20 protein-coding genes are annotated in these 22747 nt (G+C 60.9%); 1 reads left to right on the top strand and 19 read right to left on the bottom strand.

Going from position 1 to position 22747, the window contains the following annotated elements:
* From ACKVY0_RS19230 to ACKVY0_RS19315, 18 genes are all read right to left on the bottom strand, one after another.
* A partial coding sequence (locus tag ACKVY0_RS19230) for a peptidylprolyl isomerase (protein ID WP_409216459.1) occupies nt 1-889 on the bottom strand: 889 nt, incomplete at its 3' end.
* A gap of 1 nt (nt 890) precedes the next feature.
* Complete coding sequence (locus tag ACKVY0_RS19235; RefSeq protein ID WP_409216460.1) at nt 891-1601, bottom strand: hypothetical protein; 711 nt, start codon at nt 1599-1601, stop codon at nt 891-893.
* A gap of 3 nt (nt 1602-1604) precedes the next feature.
* Entirely contained in the window at nt 1605-3590 is a 1986-nt protein-coding gene (locus tag ACKVY0_RS19240) for a putative porin (protein ID WP_409216461.1), read from the bottom strand.
* 27 nt (nt 3591-3617) lie between these two features.
* Complete coding sequence (locus tag ACKVY0_RS19245; RefSeq protein ID WP_409216462.1) at nt 3618-4322, bottom strand: TonB C-terminal domain-containing protein; 705 nt, start codon at nt 4320-4322, stop codon at nt 3618-3620.
* Nucleotides 4323-4340: 18 nt separating this feature from the next.
* The gene (locus ACKVY0_RS19250; protein WP_409216463.1) at nt 4341-4973 is read right to left on the bottom strand and encodes a TonB C-terminal domain-containing protein; all 633 of its coding nucleotides are present in this window, start codon (nt 4971-4973) and stop codon (nt 4341-4343) included.
* A 68-nt stretch (nt 4974-5041) separates the two neighbouring features.
* Nucleotides 5042-5443 carry an ExbD/TolR family protein gene (locus tag ACKVY0_RS19255; RefSeq protein WP_409216464.1) on the bottom strand — a complete coding sequence of 134 codons (402 nt, stop codon included), beginning with the start codon at nt 5441-5443 and terminating at the stop codon, nt 5042-5044.
* A gap of 9 nt (nt 5444-5452) precedes the next feature.
* A complete protein-coding gene (locus tag ACKVY0_RS19260) occupies nt 5453-7309 on the bottom strand; it encodes a DUF2341 domain-containing protein (protein WP_409216465.1) in 1857 nt (618 codons plus the stop codon).
* Between the two features lie 34 nt (nt 7310-7343).
* Nucleotides 7344-9032: a ShlB/FhaC/HecB family hemolysin secretion/activation protein gene (locus ACKVY0_RS19265; RefSeq protein WP_409216466.1), complete on the bottom strand. Its 1689-nt coding sequence runs from the start codon at nt 9030-9032 to the stop codon at nt 7344-7346.
* Nucleotides 9033-9206: 174 nt separating this feature from the next.
* Nucleotides 9207-10028 carry a hypothetical protein gene (locus tag ACKVY0_RS19270; RefSeq protein WP_409216467.1) on the bottom strand — a complete coding sequence of 274 codons (822 nt, stop codon included), beginning with the start codon at nt 10026-10028 and terminating at the stop codon, nt 9207-9209.
* Nucleotides 10029-10176: 148 nt separating this feature from the next.
* Entirely contained in the window at nt 10177-11415 is a 1239-nt protein-coding gene (locus ACKVY0_RS19275; protein WP_409216468.1) for a hypothetical protein, read from the bottom strand.
* A 45-nt stretch (nt 11416-11460) separates the two neighbouring features.
* A complete protein-coding gene (locus tag ACKVY0_RS19280) occupies nt 11461-12327 on the bottom strand; it encodes a hypothetical protein (protein WP_409216469.1) in 867 nt (288 codons plus the stop codon).
* Between the two features lie 345 nt (nt 12328-12672).
* Nucleotides 12673-13230, bottom strand: a complete 558-nt coding sequence (locus ACKVY0_RS19285; protein WP_409216470.1) for a peroxiredoxin family protein — start codon at nt 13228-13230, stop codon at nt 12673-12675.
* 74 nt (nt 13231-13304) lie between these two features.
* Nucleotides 13305-14027 (bottom strand): type II secretion system protein, encoded by a 723-nt coding sequence (locus ACKVY0_RS19290; protein WP_409216471.1) that lies wholly within the window; start codon nt 14025-14027, stop codon nt 13305-13307.
* A 3-nt stretch (nt 14028-14030) separates the two neighbouring features.
* Nucleotides 14031-14423, bottom strand: coding sequence for a prepilin-type N-terminal cleavage/methylation domain-containing protein (locus ACKVY0_RS19295; protein ID WP_409216472.1), 393 nt, complete (start codon nt 14421-14423; stop codon nt 14031-14033).
* Nucleotides 14420-14830, bottom strand: coding sequence for a Tfp pilus assembly protein FimT/FimU (locus ACKVY0_RS19300; RefSeq protein WP_409216473.1), 411 nt, complete (start codon nt 14828-14830; stop codon nt 14420-14422). Before ACKVY0_RS19300 ends, ACKVY0_RS19295 begins: the two co-directional genes overlap by 4 nt.
* Before the next feature lie 4 nt (nt 14831-14834).
* The gene (gene gspG / locus ACKVY0_RS19305; RefSeq protein WP_409216474.1) at nt 14835-15266 is read right to left on the bottom strand and encodes a type II secretion system major pseudopilin GspG; all 432 of its coding nucleotides are present in this window, start codon (nt 15264-15266) and stop codon (nt 14835-14837) included.
* 10 nt (nt 15267-15276) lie between these two features.
* Complete coding sequence (locus tag ACKVY0_RS19310) at nt 15277-16494, bottom strand: type II secretion system F family protein (RefSeq protein ID WP_409216475.1); 1218 nt, start codon at nt 16492-16494, stop codon at nt 15277-15279.
* A gap of 9 nt (nt 16495-16503) precedes the next feature.
* On the bottom strand, nt 16504-18255 hold the full coding sequence (locus ACKVY0_RS19315) for a GspE/PulE family protein (RefSeq protein ID WP_409216476.1): 1752 nt from the start codon (nt 18253-18255) through the stop codon (nt 16504-16506).
* A 375-nt stretch (nt 18256-18630) separates the two neighbouring features.
* Between ACKVY0_RS19315 and ACKVY0_RS19320 the strand changes: the two genes are divergently transcribed.
* Nucleotides 18631-20364, top strand: coding sequence for an MbnP family protein (locus ACKVY0_RS19320; protein ID WP_409216477.1), 1734 nt, complete (start codon nt 18631-18633; stop codon nt 20362-20364).
* 6 nt (nt 20365-20370) lie between these two features.
* On the opposite strand, the gene ACKVY0_RS19325 is transcribed toward ACKVY0_RS19320, so the two are convergent.
* Nucleotides 20371-22395 (bottom strand): PKD domain-containing protein, encoded by a 2025-nt coding sequence (locus ACKVY0_RS19325; protein WP_409216478.1) that lies wholly within the window; start codon nt 22393-22395, stop codon nt 20371-20373.
* Nucleotides 22396-22747: the final 352 nt, after the last annotated feature.

Consider the following 22747-nt stretch of genomic DNA (forward strand, 5'->3'; position numbering starts at 1 on the left):
TGCCAAGGAGCAGTTTAGACAGCGCGACCTCGTTGATAGCCACAGGGTGCTTTAGCAACGTTTCCGACACGTAAGCCTGCATGTTCGCGCGAGTCTTCTCCGCCCGCAGTCGCTGGGCCAGTTGCACACGCACCTGGTCGAAGATCGGCGTGAACGGTTCGCGGGCGTCCAGCACCTTGAGAATGTGCCAGCCATCCTTGAGCCGCACGGGCTCGGAGACGACATTCATCTTGAGCTTGGGCAGTTGCGCCATGATTTCGGGCTGGATCTGCTGCTCGTTCAGCCAGCCGATCTCACCGTTGCGCGATGCGCTCTCTTTTTCCTCGCTGACTTCGCGTGCGATCTGGCCGAAGTCGGCGCCGGCGACTTGCAGTCGCTTCCGCACGCTCTCCAGCCGCGTTTTTGCCTGCTTGTCCGCACCATCCGGGTCGGGGACATAAATCTGAGCGAGGCGGTAAGAGCGGGGCACTGTCAGCGCAGCACGACCGGCCTCATAGGCGGCCCGCAGTTCGGTTTCGTCCGGGTAGCTCTCCGGCGGCTTGCAGATGGACTTCAAGTAACTGTCGGCGAGCGCGGCTTCACGCGTGCTTTTGAGCAGAGGGGCCACGGACGGGTCTTCATCCCATTTTTTTTCCAGCGCCTGCTGCAACACCACGCGCTGCACGAGCATGGAGCGCACGAGTTTGTTGAGCGTGGCCGGATCACGCATGAGCGCCTCCTTGTCCACGGCACCAAGATTGCCCAGCGAAGCCAGCACCTCGTTTTCGCGGATTTCGAGATCACCGATGCTACCAATCACCTTGTTGGCATCCTCCGCTTGCAGCATGAGTCCGGTGAGGCCGCAGGATAGCAGCAGGAGGGCAGGCAGGCTGGCAGGGAAGGGGCTCATCTCAGCGTGCGGGTGGGCTGGACTGTGTCACGGGCTTCTGAACCTTGGCGGGATCGTCTTTCGTCGCGGATTTGGCCTTGGGCGCTTCGTCAGGTTTGATTTTGCTGTCCACGAGCTTGTCACCGTAGTCCTGGACCAGCGTTTCCAACTTCACACGCATGTTGCGGGTGAAGGGTTCGCGCGCGGCGATGGCGGTGCCGAGACCGAAGCCTTCATATTTGGAAAGCACTTCGCTGCCGACCTTGAACAGTTCGTCATTCTTGCGCTGCTGGTCGGCGACCTTGCGATCGAGCAGAATGACCTTGGCGGCGAGTTCTGTGCGCTCGGCCTCGATTTTTTTGGCCGCCACAGTGACTTCCTGATGGCCCTGCTTCCATTTGCTCAGCGCTTCCGCCAGGCGGGCCTGCTCACGCTCCTGCTCCAGGACTTTCGCCTTGAGTTCAGTGATGGTCTTCGCATCGGCGTCTTTTTGCTCGTTGCTGTCCTTGGCGAGTTTTTTGAAGCTGGCCTCCTGAGTTTTGACCTTGGCCTCCAGTTCGACGTTGGCAGCCTGCAGCGTGGCACGATCCGCCTCGGTTTTTTGCTGCTGGATCATGACCGTGCGCAACTGCTCACGCATGCGCTTGAGGACGGCCATGGCGGGATCAACTTCTTCTGCCGCAGGCAATGTGGTGGCAGCAACGAAGAGGAATAGAGCGGTGGTAAGTTTCATGGCTTAAAATTTGGCGGTGAAGTCAACGAGGAAGACGTCCGTCTGGAGCGTGGGGCCGGCGATCTGATTGGCGCTCATGTAGGCCATGCGGAACCAGGTGCGTTTGGTCAGCGCCATCGCGGCGTTGAGCGTGTAGCCTTCCATGTTGGAACCGCCGCCGCCGAAGACGGAGTCGGTGAAGCCGTCAATCACGGCATCAGATTCGACATGGCGGTAGCCGATGCCCAGCGCCCAGTCGCCGCGCTTGTCAAAGGCGGGGATCGCCTTGCCGAGGTTCACGCCCATGTACCACGCGGTGTCGCCACCATCCCAGGCACCGGTGCCGCCGGCACGGTTGTTCACCACCGAATTGGCCGCGGTCAGATTGCCCATGGCACCCTTGTCCAGACCGACATTCTTGATGAACTCACCCAGCAGCGAAACCTGCAGTGGCTCCCAGTGATTGAAATCGACCCGGCCAGTCCAATAAATCTGCCGGAACTTGGTGGCGAGACCGAAGTATTGAAACTGGTTGATCGTGCCGTTGAGGTTTCCAGCAGGAGCGGCACCGGGAGTGGCGGTGATGTTGCGGATCGGCCGGTAGGTGTTGCCCTTCTGGGCAAAAGCCGGCCTGCTGTTGTCCGTGTTACCCGCATCTTGTGCTGAGGCCGGTACAAACGGGCTGGAGAATTGCCCTTCGATATTCTTCCAGTCGTAGTAGGCGAGGGTCGATTTCACTTCGATGTCATCGGTGATTTTAAACTCGACACCAAACTGCGCGGCCAGCAGATACTTGTTATAGCTCTCGTACTTGGCGGTGTTGTTGGGGGCGTAGTTGAAATAGCTGGTGAACACCGGGAAGGCACCGGCAGTGAGGAACGTTTTCAATCCGGGCTGCCATGGGGTGTTTATTTTGAAGGCGATGCCGTCCAGTCCCACATCCTCATCCCACATGATTTGACTGTTCGTGACGAAGGGATTGTCAAAACGTCCGAGCAAGACGGTCAGGTTTGCCATGGGGTTCAGCGCAGCTTCGTATTTGATGAAAGCACGATCCAGCCAGAGTTCGTATTTGGAAAAACCGCCGCCTTGCGCGGCGTTGCTGCTGCCAGTGCTGCCCAAGGTCTGGTTGGTGGAAACCGGCGCGTTGTTGCCGCCGGTAGCCATGCGAATGCCGGCGGTGAAGCCGTCCTCCAGATCAATGTCAAAGCCCAGGCGCATGCGCAACCGCGTGCGCTCGCGATCTTGGTCAGCATTGAGCTGCGGGGGGAGCGTGCCGTTGGTGTTGCGGAAATCAAAGGGTGCGCCGGTGTTGAGGGAATTGAAGTTGGGGAACGCGCCAGTGATGTTGTCATTGCCCGTTGGAAACATGAAATTGTCATGGCGCATGCGGATGTCGCCGAAGAGCTTGATGCGTGAGGTCCATTCTTGATGCTGGTGCGGTGCGGCCCAGTTTTCTGCCCGCGCCTGACCGAGGACTTCGGCGCGCAACTGGTCGCGAATCTGCGCTTTGACGGCTTCAGGGATGTAGGTGACGCGCACTTCATCGCTGTCGGGTTCGACGGCCGGCTGCGCATTCTGCGACATGACTGCGGCCTGGGTTTCTGCCAAGGCCTGGGCTTGTGCTTTGGCGAAGGCGGCGTCCTGTTCCGCGCCTTGGATCAAATCGGCGGCTTCACCCTGGCTGAGCACGCCTTTCTGCACGAGACGGTTGATCAGGTTCAACGTCACGTTTTGCGAAGGCCCGGCCAGAATGGGCTGAGGGGCCGGGGCGTTCGGATCTGGCAGCACCGCTGCTGCCGCCGCCGGGTCAGGGGAGATAGGCGTTGTCGCGGGAGCTGCGGGAGTGCTTGGGGCAGGTGCGGGAACCGCAGGAGCGGCATTCTCGGCCAGCAGTTTGGTTGGCAGCGGCAGTTCCTGCGCCATCACGAGCGCGGGCTGCACCGCAGCAACGAGAGAGGCGGTGAAACAGGCAAACTGGCGGCGCCAGACTTGGGAGTTGTTAAGCATGAGGAATTTTTCGCGGAGCGTTTGGCTTCAGTTCGATTTGCGGGCGCTGAGACGGAGATTGATGGGCATGGGCATGTCATCCGGCGGCGGTTCGCTCAGCACGAGGCCGTTGAGCACTTCGTTTTCGATGGCGTTGTCCACCGCCTTGTCGCCGGTGCTGCTGGACAGGCGCACGCGCGTGATGCGGCCGGTGGCGTCGGCCCAGACTTTGACGACGTTGGAAAATCCGGCGCGGCGGGTGAGCGGATGATTGCGCAGCGCCTCGGCGATGCGGGTCTGGATCGTTCCTGCGTACCAGCCCCATTTGCTACCACCCTTGCCGCCACCACCGCCGATCATGCCTCGACCTCCTCCGCCACCACCGAGGGCGAGGCCGCTGCCGTCACCACCACCGATGGCGGTGCCGATGGGTTCGTCCTTGGGCTCGTCCGCCGGTTTGTCATCCGGCTTCTCGGCGATTTCTTCGGGCGGCTGCTCGATCATCTCCTCCTCTTTTTCTTCCGGCGGCGGTTCTTCTTTCGGCGGTGGCGGTGGGGGAGGTGGTGGCGGCGGTGGGAGCACCGGCATGACCATCACCATGTCGAGTTTCTTCTTCGGCGTGGACTTGCCGGGCTTGTAGTTCGTGAACGCATAGCCACCGCCTGCCAGCGCCAGACCGCCGATGATGAACATGACGAGGTTGCGCTTGAAAAAGCCGGGCTCGTCTTCGTCTTGGAGGTCGGTGGGTTTCATGATGGGATGTGCGTTAATCTAGTTTCTGGCACTGAGACGCAGGTTGATGGGCATCGGCATGCCAGCCGGGGGGGCTTCGGCCAGCACAAGCCCCTGGAGCACTTCGTTTTCGATGGCGTTGTCCACTGCTTGATCACCTGTGCTGCTGGACAGTTTGACGCGTGTAATCCGGCCTGTGGCATCGGACCAAATTTTGACGATGTTGGAAAAGCTGGCACGTCGGGTGAGTGGATGACCACGCAAAGCGTCAGCGATGCGGCTTTGAACAGTTCCCGCATACCATCCCCAGAGGCTGCCCTCTTTATTTCCACCCTGATCGCCGATCAGACTGGAACCACCTCTACTATCACCAATACTGAGACCGCTGCCATCTCCTCCTGCGATTGCAGTTCCAAGGGGTGGGCTCTTCGGTTCATCCTTGGTCTTGTTTACAGGTTTCGCGACATTGACCGCAGGAGGCTGAACGATCATGTCCTTTGGTTTTTCCACTGGCAGCGGTTCTTTCTTCGGCATTGGGGGCGGCGGTGGCGGATCGATCACCGGGTTGACGATGACCATGTCGAGTTTCTTTTTCGGCGTGGACTTGCCGGGCTTGTAGTTCGTGAATACATAACCGCCGCCGGCCAGCGCCAGGCCGCCGATGATGAGCATGACGAGGTGGCGCTTGAAAAAGCCGGGCTCGTCTTCGTCTTCGATGTTGGTGGGTTTCATAGCGGTCGTTATTTTTTGGCCTGGGTGGCAAGACCGATCTGCGTGATGCCAATGCGGCCGCAGACGTTGAGCACGTCCATGATGCCTTGATACTGCGAGGCGCTGTCGCCACGGATGACGACGGGAAATTCGGGCGTGCTGGATTTGAGCGACTCCAGCTTGCTGGACAGCTCATCGAGCGTGACGGGCAGGGTGTTGAGGAAGATTTTGCCCTCGGTGTTGACGGTGATGGCCTGCATCTTCGGGCCTTCGAGTGGCTTCGATGACGCCGGGCCGCCACGCGGCAGATTGACCTTCACACCCTGCACGCCTGCCGTCGTCATGATGATGAAGATGAGCAGCAGCACGAGGTAGAGGTCCACCATCGGGGTGACGTTGATGTCGTCGTAACTTTTGTTGTCGGCGTCCATGGTGTGCGGCTATTCCTTGTAGTGCTCGGCCATCTTTGCGATGAACTCGTCGATGAAGGTCTCCATGTTGGAGATCACGTCCTTGATGCGGGCGCTGAGGTAGCTGTAGATAAACAGCGCCGGAATGGCGACAGCGAGGCCGGCCACGGTGGCGAGCAGCGCACCGGCAATACCGGGCGCGATGGAGTTCACCTCGACCTCGCCGGATTTGGCGATGACGGCGAAGGTGATCATGACGCCGATGACGGTGCCAAGCAGGCCGAGGTAGGGGCCACCGGCGATGCCGATGGTGAGGAAGACGAGCTTGCCGTTGAGCTTCTGCACCTCGCGCACCATGCCGCCGTGCAGGGCGGCTTTGATGGCCTGGATCGAGCGGCCCGAAAGCCCCATGACTTTGGCTTCTTTTTTCTCGCCGGGATTGAAGGTGACCTTCCGGAACGACCTCATGCGGTTGCTGATTTCTTCTGAACCGAGGTGGTAGAGCTGGTAGAGCGGTGACTGGCGCATGAGCTTCTGCGTCTTGGAATTCACCACAGCACCGCCGATGTTCTTGATGCTGTCGGTATCTTCGGTGTCGATGGCGGTGAGATCGGAGGAAATCTTTTCCCAGCGCTTCATAAACTCCTTCGACGCTTTCTCGATGGTGTTGAGATAGCCAATCTTGCCGATGGCGATGATCCAGCCAACGATGGCGAGGAGGGCGCAGAGAAAGATGACGACCCAGCCGTCAAACGTGAGGTCTTTGGAGATGTCGGTGATGAGCGAGACATGCTTCATGATCTCGCTCTCCTCTTGGTGATCAGAGGCTTCATCACTGCCAACGACGAGCAGCTTGGCGGCGTCGGCGCTGGTGCCCTGGTTCACGGCGGCAAAGCGGATGAAGCCTGCCGGACGCGCAGTCTTGGCGATTTGCAGTTCATCCACTTCACCCGTGAAGCCGGTGAGAGTTGCAGCGAGAGGGGAAGTGTCTTTGTCGATCTCCGCCGGGCCTTTGAGCGATGGCATGGCGGCGGACAGCGCACCATAAGATTTGCCATCAAGATAGACGGTGATGCTGCCAGCATCGGCCACGGCGGCCACATGATGCCACGCTCCGGGAGCGAGCGGCGCACCGGCGGTGCTGCGCTGCTTATTGATCTCCACCAGCGGAATGCCGTTGTCGAGCAGGAGCAGGAAGGCGTTGGCGCCTTCACGGCGGCTGAAGATGACTGCGTTTGGCTGCAAGGCGCTGGGTTTGATCCAGACGGAGAGCGTCATCGCCCCCCCCGGTGCCCATTCCAGCGCAGGATTGGCCGGCACTTTGATGGCGGTTTGTCCAAACACGCGCAAACCACCGGCGACGAGCGATCCTGCGGCTGGTGGCGGCGTGCCTTCCGCATTCGCACCCGTGGTGGAAGAATCCGTGCCCGCTTTGGCCGCATCAGCGAAGTGATAGACCAGCGTGGTGTTCGCCTCATACGTTTCCTTGGCGGGATCGACGGCCACAGCCTCGGTGGTGTTGCCGTAGTAGAGCCAGATGGCGGTGGCGGCGGCAGGTTTCAAATCCGGCACCTGCACCCACACATAGGCCTCATTGAGCAGCGAATCCCATTTCTCGACGTGATGCTTGAGCACCGTCTTGTGATCGTCGGCCACGAAGCGCAGATCGCTGCCGTCTTCCTTGGATGACATGAAACTGAACACGCCGTCATGCAGTCGCACCAGCACGGCAGTGGTGCCGATGGGTTCGGCGATGGCGACCGCCTTGGTGTCGATGTCGATCTTCTTGCGGATGGTCCACGCTGGATTCCACCAGTTGGATTCAGCAGCGAGGACGGAGCCAGCGAGCAGCAGGAGCGGGAGGAGCTTGAGCAGAGACTTGATCATGTGGCGGAGGAGGGCGTTGAGGCAAAGTTTGAGGTTAGAAGTCCATTCCCACCCGGAAGGTGAAATAGAGGTCGTGAGCGATGGCGTTGGGCTGCGTGACCAGCGGCACGCCCATGTCGAGCGAGCCGGTGAAGTGGTTCAGGTAGCGGAAGCGGCTGCCGAAGCCGACACTGGCAAGATCGTGGCTGCGTTTTTCCGCTGGCAGGGTGTTGTTGACGTAGAGCTTGCCGCCTTCGACGAAGCCATACACGCGCCACTCGTTTTCCTTCTCCTTCGCGGAACCGATGAAGGACGGACTGCGGAACTCCAGGGAGCCGATGATGCCGGAATCGCCCAACTGCGTGGCAATGAGATAGCCGCGCACCGTGTTCAGACCACCGGCGGAGATCTGCTCCGTGTTGATGAGCGCCTGGGGGGCTGCCTGGCCTTGCGCATGGGTGTAAAGCTGAAAGCCGCCCGGCAGATCGTGGGTGTGAGTGAGGTCGCCGCGCAGATAGAAGAAGTTGTCCTTCGCGCTGAAGCGGCGTGCCGCGAACTCGCTGCGCGAGCCGCCCATGCCGCCCAAATGGAAGACCAGCGAGGCATTGAACTCGGTGTAGCTGTTGTCAGCGACATGACTGGCCGTGTAGGCCACGGTGAACGGGTAGTACTGAATCGGCGACGAGATCACCGTGCCGCCAGCGCTCACATCCTGAATGAAATTCTTGTAGTCCATGCCGAAGCTCAGTGAATGGAAGTAGCTCTGCTCTGCGGGCAGCGTTTTCATGAAGCGCAGGCCGAGGATCTGCCCTTTGCCGATCACCGCACCACCGCCCAGGGTCGAAATGTTGCTGTCCTGCACCGTGCCGGTGAGCATCACGCTGAGGCTTTCCACACTTTGCACCGGGGCCATGTAAAAGGCGGAATAGACCGTGCCGTCGGAGGGTTTCTCCGGCGCCACCTGGAAGCTCAGGCCCAGCGTGTGGCCCATCTGCCACAGGTTGCTGTAGCTGATGGAACCGTTGAGCCGGTAGGGCACCGTGTTGGCATTGTGCTGGTTGTTCAGCTCCCAGCTCCCATGCAGCGGCAGCTTGTCCTCGACCTTCAAATCAATGTCCACCGTGCCGGGCACCACGCCCGCACGCAGTTCCGGGGTGATCTTGCGGTCACGCCAGCGGTTCAGGGCGATGATGTCCTTGGTGATCTCGTTGAAATTCGGCACCGTGCCTTCGGCCATCGACGGTGCCTGCTCCTTGATCTTGCTGGGCAGGAAATAATGCGCGCCTTTGACACGCAGACGGCCCACCGGTGCCTCGGTCACTTCCATGAAGATGATGCCACGAGCGCCAGTCTGCTGCGGCACCTGCACATACACACTTTGATAACCCTTCGACTTGTAGATCTTCTCCAAAGCTAGGCGTGCTTCTTCGACATCCTGTTCCGATCTGCCCGGACCCATGAAGGGATACACAGCCGTCTCGATCTCGATCGGTTTGAGGAGCCTGTTGCCACGCACGCGGTACTCGCGGATGTAGAGATTGCCGAGCTGTGATGCAGCGGTCGCAGGCTGCGCCGCAGTTGTGCTGGCTGCAGCAGCCGGTGCGGCGTAACAGGTGGTGGAAGTATGGTGGAATCCCAGCCAGCATAGCAGGGCGCAACACCAGATGGAACCCGTCCATGGATTGCTCCACGAATCGCTCGCTGGGCTGGTTTTGACGATGTGCTGACTGCTCCGAAGAAACATGAGTGCGCGTTCTGAATGCACCCGCACTTGCTTTCTTGTGCCCCATCTCTCAAGCCAACCACGGTTACGAATGCGTCACATGATCTGCCCAAAATGAAGTAAAGACGGCTCAACCAATAAAATTAGGTGACGATTTCGACATGATGCCAGCCGGCGCAGGGCGGCAATGATAGATCAGCGGGCTGCAGCGGCTGCCTGCACCGCTTCAATTTGCGCGCGAACGAAAGCATCGCCGCCAAACAGAGATGAAAAGCGATCGTTGCTGCGGACCAGCGCCGCATTCCAGTCTTGTTGATAGGCAGGACTCTTTGGATTTTGTACGGAGCCTCCCAATCCCTCGGCAAAATCACTTTGCATCTGCTGGAGTGTCGTCGCTGTAGCGGGTGGGAGTTGGGGATTGGTTACCGGTGCGCTCAACACAAGCTGCCCTCCTGCCTGAGCCAACGCAGCACCAGCATTGCTGCCATAGGTGAAGGCTACCGGGATGTTGGCCGCAGGATTGTCAGGTGCGGTAGTTGTGTTCGCGGTGTCTTGCGAGGTCGTGGTTGCGCGGCCCGACGGCTGACCTGCCGCTCCTGACGGTTGGGATGGCTCCGTAAGGGGGGGCGGCGGCGAGGTTGCAGGAGCGGTGAGGCTTGCCAGCAAGCGGTCCTGTTCGGTGGTTAATTTCAGCGTTTCAGCCTCCCGCAGAGAGCCGCTGGTGCTGGCGGCCACTTGCCGACGTTTTTCTTCATAGATTTCACGCAGCTCGCCCTGGAGGATGTCGCGCAGCGTGGGTTCCGGGCAGCCGATGGCGCGCAGATTTTTGACAAAAGTAGGAAAGTCCGGCGCATCGAGCTGCTGCCAGCGAAATGGGGCGGCCTTGGCGGGTTGGAGGGGCGTAGGTGCCTTGGCGGTCGCGGCCTGCGTCACTGGCACACTGTTCTGTGCGTGAGGCACGCTGGTCTGAACACTGCGGACGCTCCAGATCATGATCAGACCGCCGATCAGCAGCACATTCAGCGTGATGGACGAAAGCAGGATGGCAGGAGAGTGTTTCATGGCTTCGTGAAGCAAAAAAAACTGGTGCTGGCGAAGTCCGCCAGCACCAGAAGAGATTAGTCAGGCTAAACGGCCCTGACTGTTGTGCGGTTATGATTCATGCTCAAGGAGCAACAATGCCACCGTCTTCCTGACGGCCGACGATCATCGTGGAGAGCTGGATGCCCGAGCCGGAGATGTTGGCGTCGATGGCAGTCACCAGCGCGTCACGAACGTCGATCTGGTCCTGGCTGAGCGTGGTCACATTGAGAAGCTTTTCAAAGCTCCAGAAGGTGTACTGGCCGTTGCGGACCTTGTCGTCGTCTGCGGTACCATTGTAGGCCACGCCTTCATACTTCAGGCGGGTGCCGCCACCCGTAACGATGGCAGGAGTGTCATTGTAGGAGATGCCGGTGATGAGATGCACGCCACCAGTTTCAGTGGCAACGGTGGTGCCTGAGGCGTTCTGGATGGCGATGGAACCATCGCTCTTGTCCTGCATCAGGGTGGCAAACGTGCTGCCACTGGTGTATCCGCCGTTACCAGACGTGGCATCATTGCCAGCGCCGGAAAGAGGTCCAGTGAGGAGAGGTTCGATGGTGAGGGAAGGCCAAAAGCGGAGGGTGTTGATGTTGCCGCCGCTGGTGGTGATTCTGTAATGCTTCACCTGAGTGAAGACGCCAAACTTGGTTTCTGCCAGGCTGATGACGCGTGTGCCGGAACCGGTGTCACGACCCACACAATAGACTTTCTTGTTGTCACCAGCGACGCCGGTCAGCAATTTTTTGGGCACGGAACCGGCATTGTACAAGGCACGGGCAAACTGGGCCGTGACGTTGTCAAAACCAGGGGTGGTGGCGGTGTCGTTGAGCACAAACACGAAGGGCACAACACCCACGTTGACTTCGTCCAGGGTGTTGGCGGTGAAGTTCGTGGAGCTTTGCGCGCAATCGGAGAACGTGGCATGAGCCGCGACTGCGGTGCCCAGCGTGGTCTGGCTGAAAGCCTGACCCGAGGTGGGGAGGGTGCTGTCAGCCAGGAATTGCTTGGTGTTGCCCTGGCTGACATCCTGGATGCCCGTCACGGAGCCAGTCCAGAAGGTGCGGACCGTGACCGTGCCGACGCCGGCCACCGTGCCCACCCAACTGGAGCGTGTGGCACCACTGACGGAACCACTGCCACTGCTGTGGGAGTATTTCGTCGGACCGCCGGTGTAGAGGCCGCCAGAGGAGGCGAGCAAGGCAGCGTGGACACCCGCACGGAAGGCGGTGGCACCGATGATGTTGATTTCGCAATCAGCAGCGGAGAGGGAGGAGGAAGCAGTGAGAGCTGCCACGGCAGCAAGTTTGAAGAATGTTTTCATAGGTTGAAGAGAACTAAAGGAGGTAAGAGAAGAGTTGGAATGAAATTAAGCACGGACGGCACGGCGGCGGCGCAGCACCAGGGAGGCAAGACCGCAGGCCAGGAAGAGCACCCGGCTAGGCTCTGGCACAGCGGCAGGAGAAGCGTCGAAGGTGACCTGACCCGAATCACTGAGGGAGATGGTTCCCTGCCACTCGGTTCTGCGGCTGACGGCACCGGATGTTTCAGCCGCGCCAGAAACGGTCACATCACGGAGGACGCGATACAGATCAAGAACCTGACCAGCGGTGTTGGACATCAGGCCTTCCATGTTTTTGCCTGTGTTGAAGTCATTGCCTGAGGTGGCATAGGAGTTCCAGGTGTTGGAGGTGCTGGTGTCAATCTGGGCGGCGCGGCCACTGTTGTCAGCAGTACCGTTGAAGGCGGCAAAAGTCGCCTGAACACCGGACATTGCGCCGCCAACAGACAGCACCGCGCCGTCGCCGCCGAGGGTGAAGGCGGTGGACTTCTTGGCTCCAATGGTAGGAGCGTTGCCAACAGGGGACTGTGGCAGGGAGAGGTAGAGGGTGTTGTTGGGGTCGCCGTTGACGACTAATCCACCTGGATCGGTGTCTCCGACGCCGATGAGACCCCAGTTCAGCACGGTGCTGGACGCCCAGCCACTGCCGTAAACGGAGGTCAACGTGTCTCCGATGTTGATCAGACTGATCTGGGAGGTGCTGTCACGCAGCGTGGTGCTGGAGCCAATGTTCACCAACAGGTTGGTGGTTGAACCCTGGCCCGATGTGGCACGGAAACCGAGGAGAATATCCCCGGCATTATAAACGGTGGTGGCAGCCTTCGCGGGGAAGGCCGCTGCTGAAATCCCGGCCACGACGAGCATGGTGAGGAGGTGTTTGGTTTGGATTAGCATGGTGTTTGTGTGTGTCGGTTGAAGTGAATGATTTCTCCGTGAGCAGAGACCTCATCGCCAGTGGCCGGCGGTCGAGCAGTAGTCAGCATGACCGACTGAATCCACCGGTAGAGGGTTACGATTTGGACACGCCCTCAGAGGGCACGCAGCAGACGTGCTGACTCGTGAGAGGCGACGTGTCCGGATGGAGTTCCAATGAGGAGTGATGAGCAAAGCGTTGATGCATCCTGACGCTCGGAATGAGGCGTTGGAGCAAGCTGCTTTTATCAAGCTAGCCGAGTGAGGGCATAACTTTGCTGTTAAGATATTGTAACTTTGGACCGCCGCCGTTCAGCGACACACGACTCATGGTGTCTTCATGGCCAGCTCGCGTGTCAGCACGGCTTGCAGCCTGATGATGCCATCAAATTCGTGATGTCCACTCACTAGATAGGCGATGCTGCCGTCTTTGCGCACCACCACGGTGCGTGGTGTGAATTTGGTAAAGTAGCGCGCATAGATTTCCTGTTTCGGATCAGGAACCAGCGGAAAGTTCAGTTTGTTTTCGCCAGCTATGTTGACGAGTTCTTCTCGCGTGTGGTCGCGGCCGATGGCGATCAACTGGAAGTCCTCCCGGTCGTTCAACTTCTGACAGATCTCCCTTTCCAGGTATTTCATCTCACTGATGCAGGCCGGTACGCTCTTGGTGGAGAAGAAGTAGAGCACCACGACTTTACCTTTGAGGGCGGAAAGAGTGAGACTTCTCCCGTCCGTCGTCTGGCCGGTGAAGTCCGGTGCCGGATGTTCCTTCTGAACTAGTGTGGTCGCTAGAATCTCCCGGTCGATGGCAGACTCTGCCAGCAACGAAGACTGGCAGGCGCAGAGGGTCAGAAGCAGGAGCAGAAGAGTGGCTTTTCGGATCATGGAACGCTCATGTAACTGCCGGGGGCCGCACTCTGTCAAACTCCGCTTGGCAACCAAGTTGTTGCACAGCGCCTTTAGCCGGAGGGCGGTTGGGGAATGCTCTGCACCACCGGTTCGTTCGGCGCGATCCAGAACACCTGGCGATGGCTGCTGTCGGTGCCGGTGGCGAATTTCAGTTCCAGCAGGAGCGGATGAGCGGAGCGCAGCGGAGCAACCGGCGCAGGGGAGCCAGGTGCCGGCTGGACGGGCGGAGGGACGGTGCTGGGGAGCGGCTCACGCCAAAGCGGTGCCCACTGCTTGCTGGCGGGGTCAAAGGCACGCCATTCGCATTGCGCAAGGCTGTCGAACAGCACCACTTTGACTTCCGGGGTCGGTTGCTGCGCGAGTGAAAGCTGCGGATCGGGCATTTTGCGCGCGGTGAGGATCATGCGCAGGCCGCCGCCAGCGAGGGTTTCGGTCTGCAGGGTGACGATCTGCCCGGGCGAGCCATCGAAGGGTGAGCTGATGTTGTACAACTCGAGCTTCGAGAGGTAAGCGGAGCCCTCCTGGGTGGTCTGCAGGTTGAGCGCCGCAGTGGCAGGCAGACCGAGAAACAGATGCTCGCAAAACGCGGTGAAGGCCTGCTGGCGGCTGTCACGCTGCTGCGTGCGCCGGATGTTATCTGCCAGTGTGAGCGTGCCCTGCATGATGCTGTAAATCACCGAGAGCAGCAGCGCGACAATCGCCAAGACGATGACGACTTCGAGCAGCGTGAAGCCGCGGCGTTGCCTGCGCTGCTGAAACGAGTGTTGCTTCATGCTTCAAGTGCCCGGCGGGCGGTAGAGCGGCGGATAGACCCAGGTTTCTGTGGTGGCCTGCTGCAACACGCGGCCTTCAAGCCATGTGGCGGTGACGCTGATCTCGAACAGGTCCGGCAGCGGCTGCCCGTCTTTGTTGCGCAGTTGGTCCAGCGGGATGCGCTTCACGGTGTAGGTGACATCACCGTCCACGATCTTGGCTTCGTCCGGCAGGTCGGGCAGTCGCGTGTGTTCGATGAGCAGTGAGCGCATGCGTTCCTGCACCATTGCTTCGCGACGACGGTGCAGCGTGGTGTTGCCGAGCTGATTGACCGCTTCCACCAGCGCCACCACGGCGATGCTGAACACCATCAGTGCCAGCAGCGTCTCCAGCAGCGTGAACCCGCGTGGCTTCACAAGTTTTCCTCCACGTCGTTGAGTGCGCCGGTCAGTGGATCGAGCGTGGCGCGAATCCAGGCATCGCCCTGCTGCCAGTGCAGTGTCAGCGGCTCGCACAAACCGCCGGGACGCAACACCACGCGCTGGCCGGTGGTGGCAACAAATTCATTCGCGCCTGCACGCCGAACGGTGAGCCGTGCGCCGTGATTGAGCGTCTCCAAGTTCACGCTTTGCGGCTGTGCGGTCGCCAGCGTTCGCGTCATGGCTTGCATGAGCACGCGCTCCGCCTCCTGCGCCGTTTTGCGCAGTTCATGATCCTCCGTGAGCTGCTGCACGGCGGTCGCGCCGATGCCGATGACGAGCGCCGCAATCGCGAGCACCACGATCATCTCCAGCAGCGTGAAGCCGGCGGCGGGTCGTTGCATGGTGTTACCAGTTGCCGATGTCATCCGCCGTGCCTTCGGCACCGTCGGGACCGAAGGAGAACACATCATAGCCGCCAGCGTTGTGCTTGCCGGGGTTGCGGTAGGCGAACTTATGCCCCCAAGGGTCCAACAGGCCCTCCGACTTGATGACCTGGGTCCAGCGCTTCGGCTTCGGTTCCGAGCGTGGCGGGCTGACGAGCGCCTCCAGGCCCTGTTCCTGCGTGGGATAAACGAGATTGCTGATCTTGTAGGAGACGAGGGCGGTTTCGAGCGCCTTGATCTTGCCGCCGGTGGTGACGGCCTGCGCATTGCCCTCGATGCCCTGCACCATGACGGCGACGCTGCCGATGATGAGTGCGATGATGAGCAGCACGATCATCATTTCGAGCAGGGTGAAGGCGTTGGGGCGGGGCAGGGCGGGGGGGGTGTGTTTCATGCGGTTGGAGTTAATGATTGAGCTGGCTGAGGGTGGAGAAGACGATGTTCACCATGGTCCATACGAGTCCGCCGACCAGCACGGCCATGAGCAGCAGCAGGCAGGGCTGGATGAGTGCGGTGACGCGTTCGATGGTGCGGGTGAGCTGCGTGTCCATGCGTGCGGCGGCTTTGCCAAGCACGATGGCGAGCTGGCCGGTGTCTTCGCCGATGCGGATGACATCCACGGCCTGCGATTCGAGCACGGCGGTTTTTTTCATCGCATGACTGAGCGAGGCTCCTTCTTGAACGAGTGCTTCCGCCTCGGTGAGACGATGTTTGAGATGCAGATTCGTCACCGCGCGCCGTACCAGCTCCAGCGCATGCAGCAACGGCACGCCGCCGCGCAGCAGGCTGCCGAGGGTTTCAAAGTACTGCAGCTCAAACCGCGCACGAGTGATGTCGCGGATGCCGGGCAGGGTGATCATGAGCCGGTGCCACCAGGACTGGAATGCGGGTGTCTTGCGCACGACGAAGAGAATCATCACGAGCAAACCCAGGAAGATCAAAATGGCCCACCAGTAGTTTTTGAGCACATCGGAGAGCGCCAGGCTGGCTTTGATCATGAACGGCGGTTCCTTGCCGGTGCCGGTGAGCAGAGTGGCGAGCTTCGGCAGCAGATACGTCACCATGACGATCGCCAGCGCTGCTCCCGAGGTGATCAAGAACGCCGGATAGATCAATGCGCCGACGACTTTGCCGTGAATCTCCTCCATCAGCCGCAGATGCCGCGCCTGGCGGTCCATGATGTCGTCCAGTGCGCCGCTGTTCTCACCGGCGGCGATCATGTTGCAGTACAATTCATCAAATGCGGTGGATGCCTGCCGCAGCGCGGCGGACAGCGGCACGCCATCGCGCACCCGTTCGCGCACCTGCTTTGCCAGCGTGCCCAGTTTCGAGGCGCTGCGGTTTTCCAGCGCCTGCAAGGCCTGCTCCACCTGCAAACCGGAGGCTAGCAGATCGCCCATGTCCTCGGTGAAGCGGATCACGTCGGCTTTCGCGAGATGCAGCACCGTTTCAGCAGCCGGTTCGATTTTTTTGGCCCGTTCCACACCCTGCGCCTGAACCGAGCGTGCCTGCAAGCCGCGCCGTGCGAGCATCCGCACCGCATCACCACGGTCTGCCGCCTCGATCGAGCCGGTTTTGCTCGATCCATCGGCAGACAGGGCTTGATAGACGAAGGCCGGCATCAGGGTGTGTTAGGCGAGTTCTTCGCTGGTGACACGGGACACTTCCTCCAGCGTGGTGATGCCTGCGAGCGCTTTTTGCAGGCCGTACTCGCGCATCGGCACAAACCCGTCCTTGCGCGCCTGCGTGTGCAGATCCGCCTCGGAAGCACGCTGGGACACCATCGACTGCATGGTGGGCGTCATGAGTGCGATCTCATACAACGCCACACGTCCTGAGTAACCCGTGCCACGGCAGTGCTGGCAGCCGCCTTGAGTCGCACGCCACACGGTTTTGCCCTTCGCCTCGGGGAAGCCGAGCTTGGTGAGTTCATCGCTTTTGTATTTCGCCGGAGCTTTGCAGGACTCGCACAGCACCCGCACGAGTCGTTGGGCGAGGAACGCCCGCACCGAGGAGCTGACGAGGAAGGGCTTCACGCCCATTTCAATCAAACGCGTGATGCCGGCGACGGCGTCGTTGGTGTGCAGCGTCGAAAACACCAGGTGACCCGTCAACGAGGCGCGCACGGCGATCTCCGCCGTCTCCAAGTCGCGAATTTCACCGACCATGACGACATTGGGATCGCCGCGCAGGATGCTGCGCAGGCCACTGGCAAAGGTGAGGCCGATTTCGTTCTTCACCGGGATTTGCACGATGCCTGGCAGCTTGTTTTCCACCGGATCTTCGATGGTGACGATGCGGCGATGCACGCTGTTGAGCTGCGAGAGGAAGGTGTAGAGCGTGGTCGATTTCCCCGAACCCGTCGGCCCGGTGACGAGCACGATGCCGTTCGGCTTCGCCAGCAGCAGCTCGATGGTTTGACGATGCGCCTCGTTCAGGCCAAGACGGTCGAGCGTGAAGCGTTCCTGACCGAGCAAGCGCAGGCTGATCGACTCGCCTTCGACGCTCGGGATGCAGGCCACGCGCACGTCGATGGACTGCCCCTCAGCCTTTAAATGAATGCGCCCGTCCTGCGGCAGGCGTTTTTCGGCGATGTCGAGTTTGCTCATCACCTTGATGCGCGCGATCACCGAGGCCTGGAGCTGCTTGATGTTTTCCGGCACGGGGATTTCATGCAGGAAGCCGTCGATGCGGTAGCGGATGCGCAGACTGTCGGGCTGCGGCTCCACATGAATGTCGGTGGCCTTCTGCGCCAGCGCCTCGCGGATGATTTGATTCACGAACTTCACCACGGAGGCGTCTTCGTCCTCGTCGTCGATCACATTGGCTTCATCGCGAAGATGCAGATCATCGGTGCCGCCACCGCCAGCGGCGATGAGCGCGTCAAACGTCTCGGCCCCCACGCCGTAAAGCTGCTGCACGGCATTGAGCAGTTCATTGCGCGGCATGAGACACCACTCCACCGGCAGTTCCGACTGCCGCGCCACGGCCTGCCGTGCGAGCAGATCACACGGATCGTGGCAGGCGAGTACGAGCGTGCGTTTGCCGTCGGTCATGGCAGCGCCGGTGGCGGTGCGTGATTCCTTGGCCACATGGCCGCCGCCAAAACCCACGGGGAAAATCTGGTGTCGCACGGCAAAGCGTGCCGGAATCAGACGCTTCAGTTCCGTGGCGTCCTCCGCGTCAAGCTGCGGGGTTTCCAGCCATTGCCAGCCGAGGCTGTCCGCGAGATGCCGCGTAAAGACACGCTCATCCACCGCGCCGCTTTCAATCAATGCCAGCACCGGTGAAATGCCGCCGGCCGCAGCCGTGTTCATGGCCGCCTGCACGTCCGACGCATCGACACCGGCGGCCTGGGCGCTTGATTGGAGGATGGAAATCATGGTTGGGTGACAGTGAACTCGAACGCTGGAAGGTGCGGACGTCAAGCGGGTGAACGATACAGGCCCGTGACTTGATCGCACCCGCTTTTTGTCACGCCCTGGGGGCCTGGAAAAATTTGGGAGTCCTGGGCCTTTGGAGTGATGGAGTGATGGAGTGATGGAGTTCTGCATTCCAGCACTCCATGACTCCTGTACTCCCCAGGAAAGATTCACAAATCATGGTGATGTTGGGTATGCTACCACTACCACGCGCAGCCGATCGGCCTGCGCCATCAGCTTGGCGGTCAGGTGGAGCACCGCGACAAGCGCCGACGTACACCTTGACCGGCGGCATCACCATCCAGTAAACTCGGCGGCGTGTTTCCACCATTCGTCATGCCCGTTGCACGCCTCATCGGCCTTGGCCTGCTGCTCGCGCTCCATGCGCAGGGGATGACGCTGGAGGTGAAGATGGACCACCGGGCCGGAGCAGCGCCCCTGCTCCTAGATTCGCTGCGCTACACCACTGCCGCAGGGGAGATCTTTGCGGTCACGCGGGCGAGTTACCTGCTGAGCGGCTTTGCCTTGCAGCGGCAGGACGGTTCATGGCTCGAACTGCCCGGCACCACGGCCTGGATGGATGCGGTGAAGCGGCGCACGCGCATGCTGCTGCCGCAGGTGCCGGCCGGCCGCTACACGGCGCTGCGTTTTCACCTGGGACTCGATGCGGCGACGAATGCGGCGAATCCGGCTCAATATCCACCCGATCATCCGCTGAATCCGAATGTGAACGGCCTGCACTGGAGCTGGCAGGGCGGTTACATCTTCCTGGCGCTGGAGGGAAACTGGCGCGGCGGCAGTGCCACGCCCGGTGGTTTCTCGTATCACTTCGCGCGTGATGCAAACCGCACTGCGGTGATGTTGAAGGGCGACTTCGATCTCACGGGCGATGCCACGGCGGTGATCGGCTTCGATGTGGCGGCGTTACTGAACGGGGCGAAGCCGCTGTCGTTCGCGAAGGACGGCGTTTCCACGCATTCGCAGCCCGGTGATCCGATTGCAGCGGCGCTGGTGGCCAATCTGCCGGGGGCGTTCACGCTGGACGCCGTGACGAGCAGCGTGCCGGAAATCTCCCGGCCTTCGACAGTCAAACCACTCTACCTGCCGGCCAAGTTCACGCCCTACCGTTTTGTGATGAGCGGCACGTTCCCGATCCCGCCGCTGCCGCGTGACAATCCCTTGATCGAGGAGCGCGTGGCACTGGGAGAGCGGCTGTTCAACGACACGGCGCTCTCCCGCGATGGCACGCTGTCGTGCGCGTCCTGCCATCCGCGTGAAACGGCCTTCGCTGATCCGCGAAAATTCAGCGTCGGCGTGGCAGGCCGCACCGGCACGCGCCAGGGCATGCCGCTGTTCAATCTGGCGTGGAAGACGAGTTTCTTCTGGGACGGCCGGGCACCGTCGTTGCGCGAGCAGGCGCTGATTCCCATCCAGGACCATCTGGAGATGGATGAGACACTCGACAACGTGGTGAAGAAGCTCAGTAAGACGTCAAGCGAGCACTTTGCGCGTGCGTTTGACTCAGCGGAGGTGACACCGGAGCGCATCGGCCTCGCGCTGGAAAATTTCCTGCTCACGCAGACTTCGCATGACTCGAAGTTTGACCGTGCGATGCGTGGCGAAGGGAAACTCAGCGCCGAGGAGCAGCGCGGCTTTGAGCTGTTCATGATGGAGCGCGAGCCGCGCATGGGCAGCCTGGGTGCCGACTGCTTCCACTGCCACGGCGGCGCGCTGTTTACGGATCATCAATTCCGCAACAACGGCCTGGCGATCACTGAAGCCGATCTGGGGCGCTTCAAGGTGACGAAGGCCGCCATCGACCGTGGCACCTTCGCCACGCCTAGCCTGCGCAACGTGGCTGTGACCGCGCCGTACATGCACGACGGGCGCTTCACCACGCTGGAGCAGGTGCTCGATCATTACAGCGAAGGTGTGCAGCGCACCGACACGCTGGACCCGAATCTGGCCAAGCACCCCGACGGCGGCCTGCACCTCACGGCGGCGGACAAGCAGGCGCTTATGGCTTTTTTGCGAACGCTGACGGACCGGAGGTTTGCAGACGAACGCTGAGTCAGGTCAAGGCGTGGCGATGGAGTCGCGGGTCTCGACGTTGCGGGTGGGGGAGTAAGTGTAGCCGGAAAGGGTGATGCCGGTGACGGTGAAGGTGAAGGTGCCGCGGTTTTTGGTGCGGGCGGAGGTGAGGGCGGCGGTGCCGCTGCTGCCGGTGGTTTTGGAGACAGTGCCGGTGCTGAGGCCGCTCCACTGACCGGTGACGGTGGCGTTGCGGATGAGCGCACCGTTTTGATTGCGCACGGTGACGGTGGCGGTGGCGGCGGAGCCCAGCCTAGTGGTGTTGAGGCTCATGGCGATGTTGGCGACGTAAATAACCGCGTTGTTCTGCACGACGATGGTGACGGTGTCGGCGGTGGAGGAGAGGCCGCTGTTGTCCACGACGACGAGGGAGGCGGTGTAGGTGCCGGGGGCGGTGTAGGATTTGACAGGATTGGCGGCGGTGGAGCCGGTGCCATCCCCAAAATCCCAATCGTAGGCGGCGATGCTGCCGTCCGGATCGTGGCTGCCGAGGCTGGAGAAAGTCACGGCGAGTGGTGCGGCTCCAGTGACGGGCGCGGAGGCATCTGCGACGGCGATAGGAGACTGCCCATTGACGGGGACGATGCTGCCGGTGACACGGAACTGGCCGAGGCTGCCGTAGTCGTTGTAAGCGGTGAGGGGATCGCCGGTGCCGACGCCATCGACGGCGAGATAGTAGGTGCCCTGGGCGACCGTGGCGCTCAAAGCAGCACCAAGGGTGGTCGGACTGGCGGAGGTGACGAAATTGCCGAGGCCGTCGTAGAGAGCGAGCTGGATGTCGAGATTGGGCGAGAGGGCGGCGGGCGTGGCATTGAAGGAGATGGTACCCGCACCGGTGGTGAAGCCGAAGAGGTCGGCGTCGGTACGACGCTCGATGATGCCGGCGGCGTCGATGGCGGTGCCGGTGAGCGACGTGGCATTCACGATGCTGTCGCCATGCTCATCCGCGCGGTAGCCGGTGATGCCGGCGATCATGGTGGTGTCGTCCTGCGTGTTGTTCGCGTAGGGATACTCGCCTTTGCTCCACTGGCTGACGTCCTTGTAGTAGCCGACGCCCATGATGGGAGCCCAGTTGGCGTGGCCTTCGTAATAACCAACGGCTGCGATGTTGTCGTGCGCGACTTGGCCGTCATGGCTGAGGTTGAAGGTGTGACCGGCCTCGTGGCTGGCGGCCTCGGCGGTGTATTTGACGTTGCCGCTGCCGAGCTGGGCGGTGAAGACAAAGCAGGGGGTGTCCGAGTTCCAGGTGAAGGAGTTCAAATAAGCGACGCCGCCCGCGCCGGCACCATACCAATCGTAGCTGCTGCCGCCGATGCACACGCGCACGCCGAACTGCGTGTCTGAAGTGGTTGTTTTACGCAGCGCTTCGAGTCCAGGGTCTTGTGTGGTCACATCCACGTCAAACGGGGCGAAATCCTCCGCGATGCGCTGCCAGATGGCCTGGATGTTGTTGAGTTCAGTGGTGGTAAAGGCCGTTGTCGTGCTGTCGGTGCTGTAGGGGGGCGTCACGATGTTCGCGCCGCTGGTGAAGTTGGTGTTCCAGTAGGTGCCGGAGGTGGTGTGACCGTCGAAGTCGAGGTAGATCACCTTGCTGGCACCGGGTTTGCTGTGCAGCACGAAGGTCTGGTCCACGGGAAAGGGGCCGGAGGGGATGGTGGTGCCAGTGGTCGTCGTCTCGGCGTTGGCCACGGCGTTTTGCAAGGGCAGCAGGCCCTCGCACACAAAATGGAGGCGGCCCTGGCGGTCCATGCGGAGGGTCCGTTCCTTCTGACAGAGATTGCGGAGCTCGGCATCGGTGCGGTCATACCATGCGGCGATTTGATTCAGCCGCGAGCCGAGAAGGGCGGGGATTTCAGTACCACGGCTGTGCCGGGTGAAGGATTGCTGGGGGAAATTTTCGCCCCGGCGGTTGGTCTGCGCCTGGACGGACGTGAGGCCGAGCAGCGTGGTCAGAAAAAGCACGCCGGTGGTGAGACTGGAGTGGAGCAGGTGCGAGGTGGGTAGTTTCATGGCTGTGAAACTGGATGATAACTGAACTGGCAAGGTCTTGTCCATGTTTTAGTTGGGGGGGATTTGCGGGGGCAACGGCTGTTCACGCCCAGAGGAACGATGAGGTTCACGCCCATCGGTGCGAACTTGGCAGAAGAGGCGGGGGAAGCCGGGCTGGGGAGGGGCTGACATCCTTACCCCAGGGGGAACTCTGTGATCCAGTTCTGCTCTGCGACATTCCTTGTCAGACGACACCGCAAAAAGTCGTAGAGCCAGCCGCTCAATGACGAATGACGAAATCCGAATGACGAACGAATGCCTAAAATCCGAAGGCGCTAAAAGCGCTCTGAATGCCCACGCCAGGCTGATTAGC

Source organism: Prosthecobacter sp., from assembly GCF_046154365.1.
Taxonomy (GTDB): Bacteria; Verrucomicrobiota; Verrucomicrobiia; order Verrucomicrobiales; family Verrucomicrobiaceae; genus Prosthecobacter.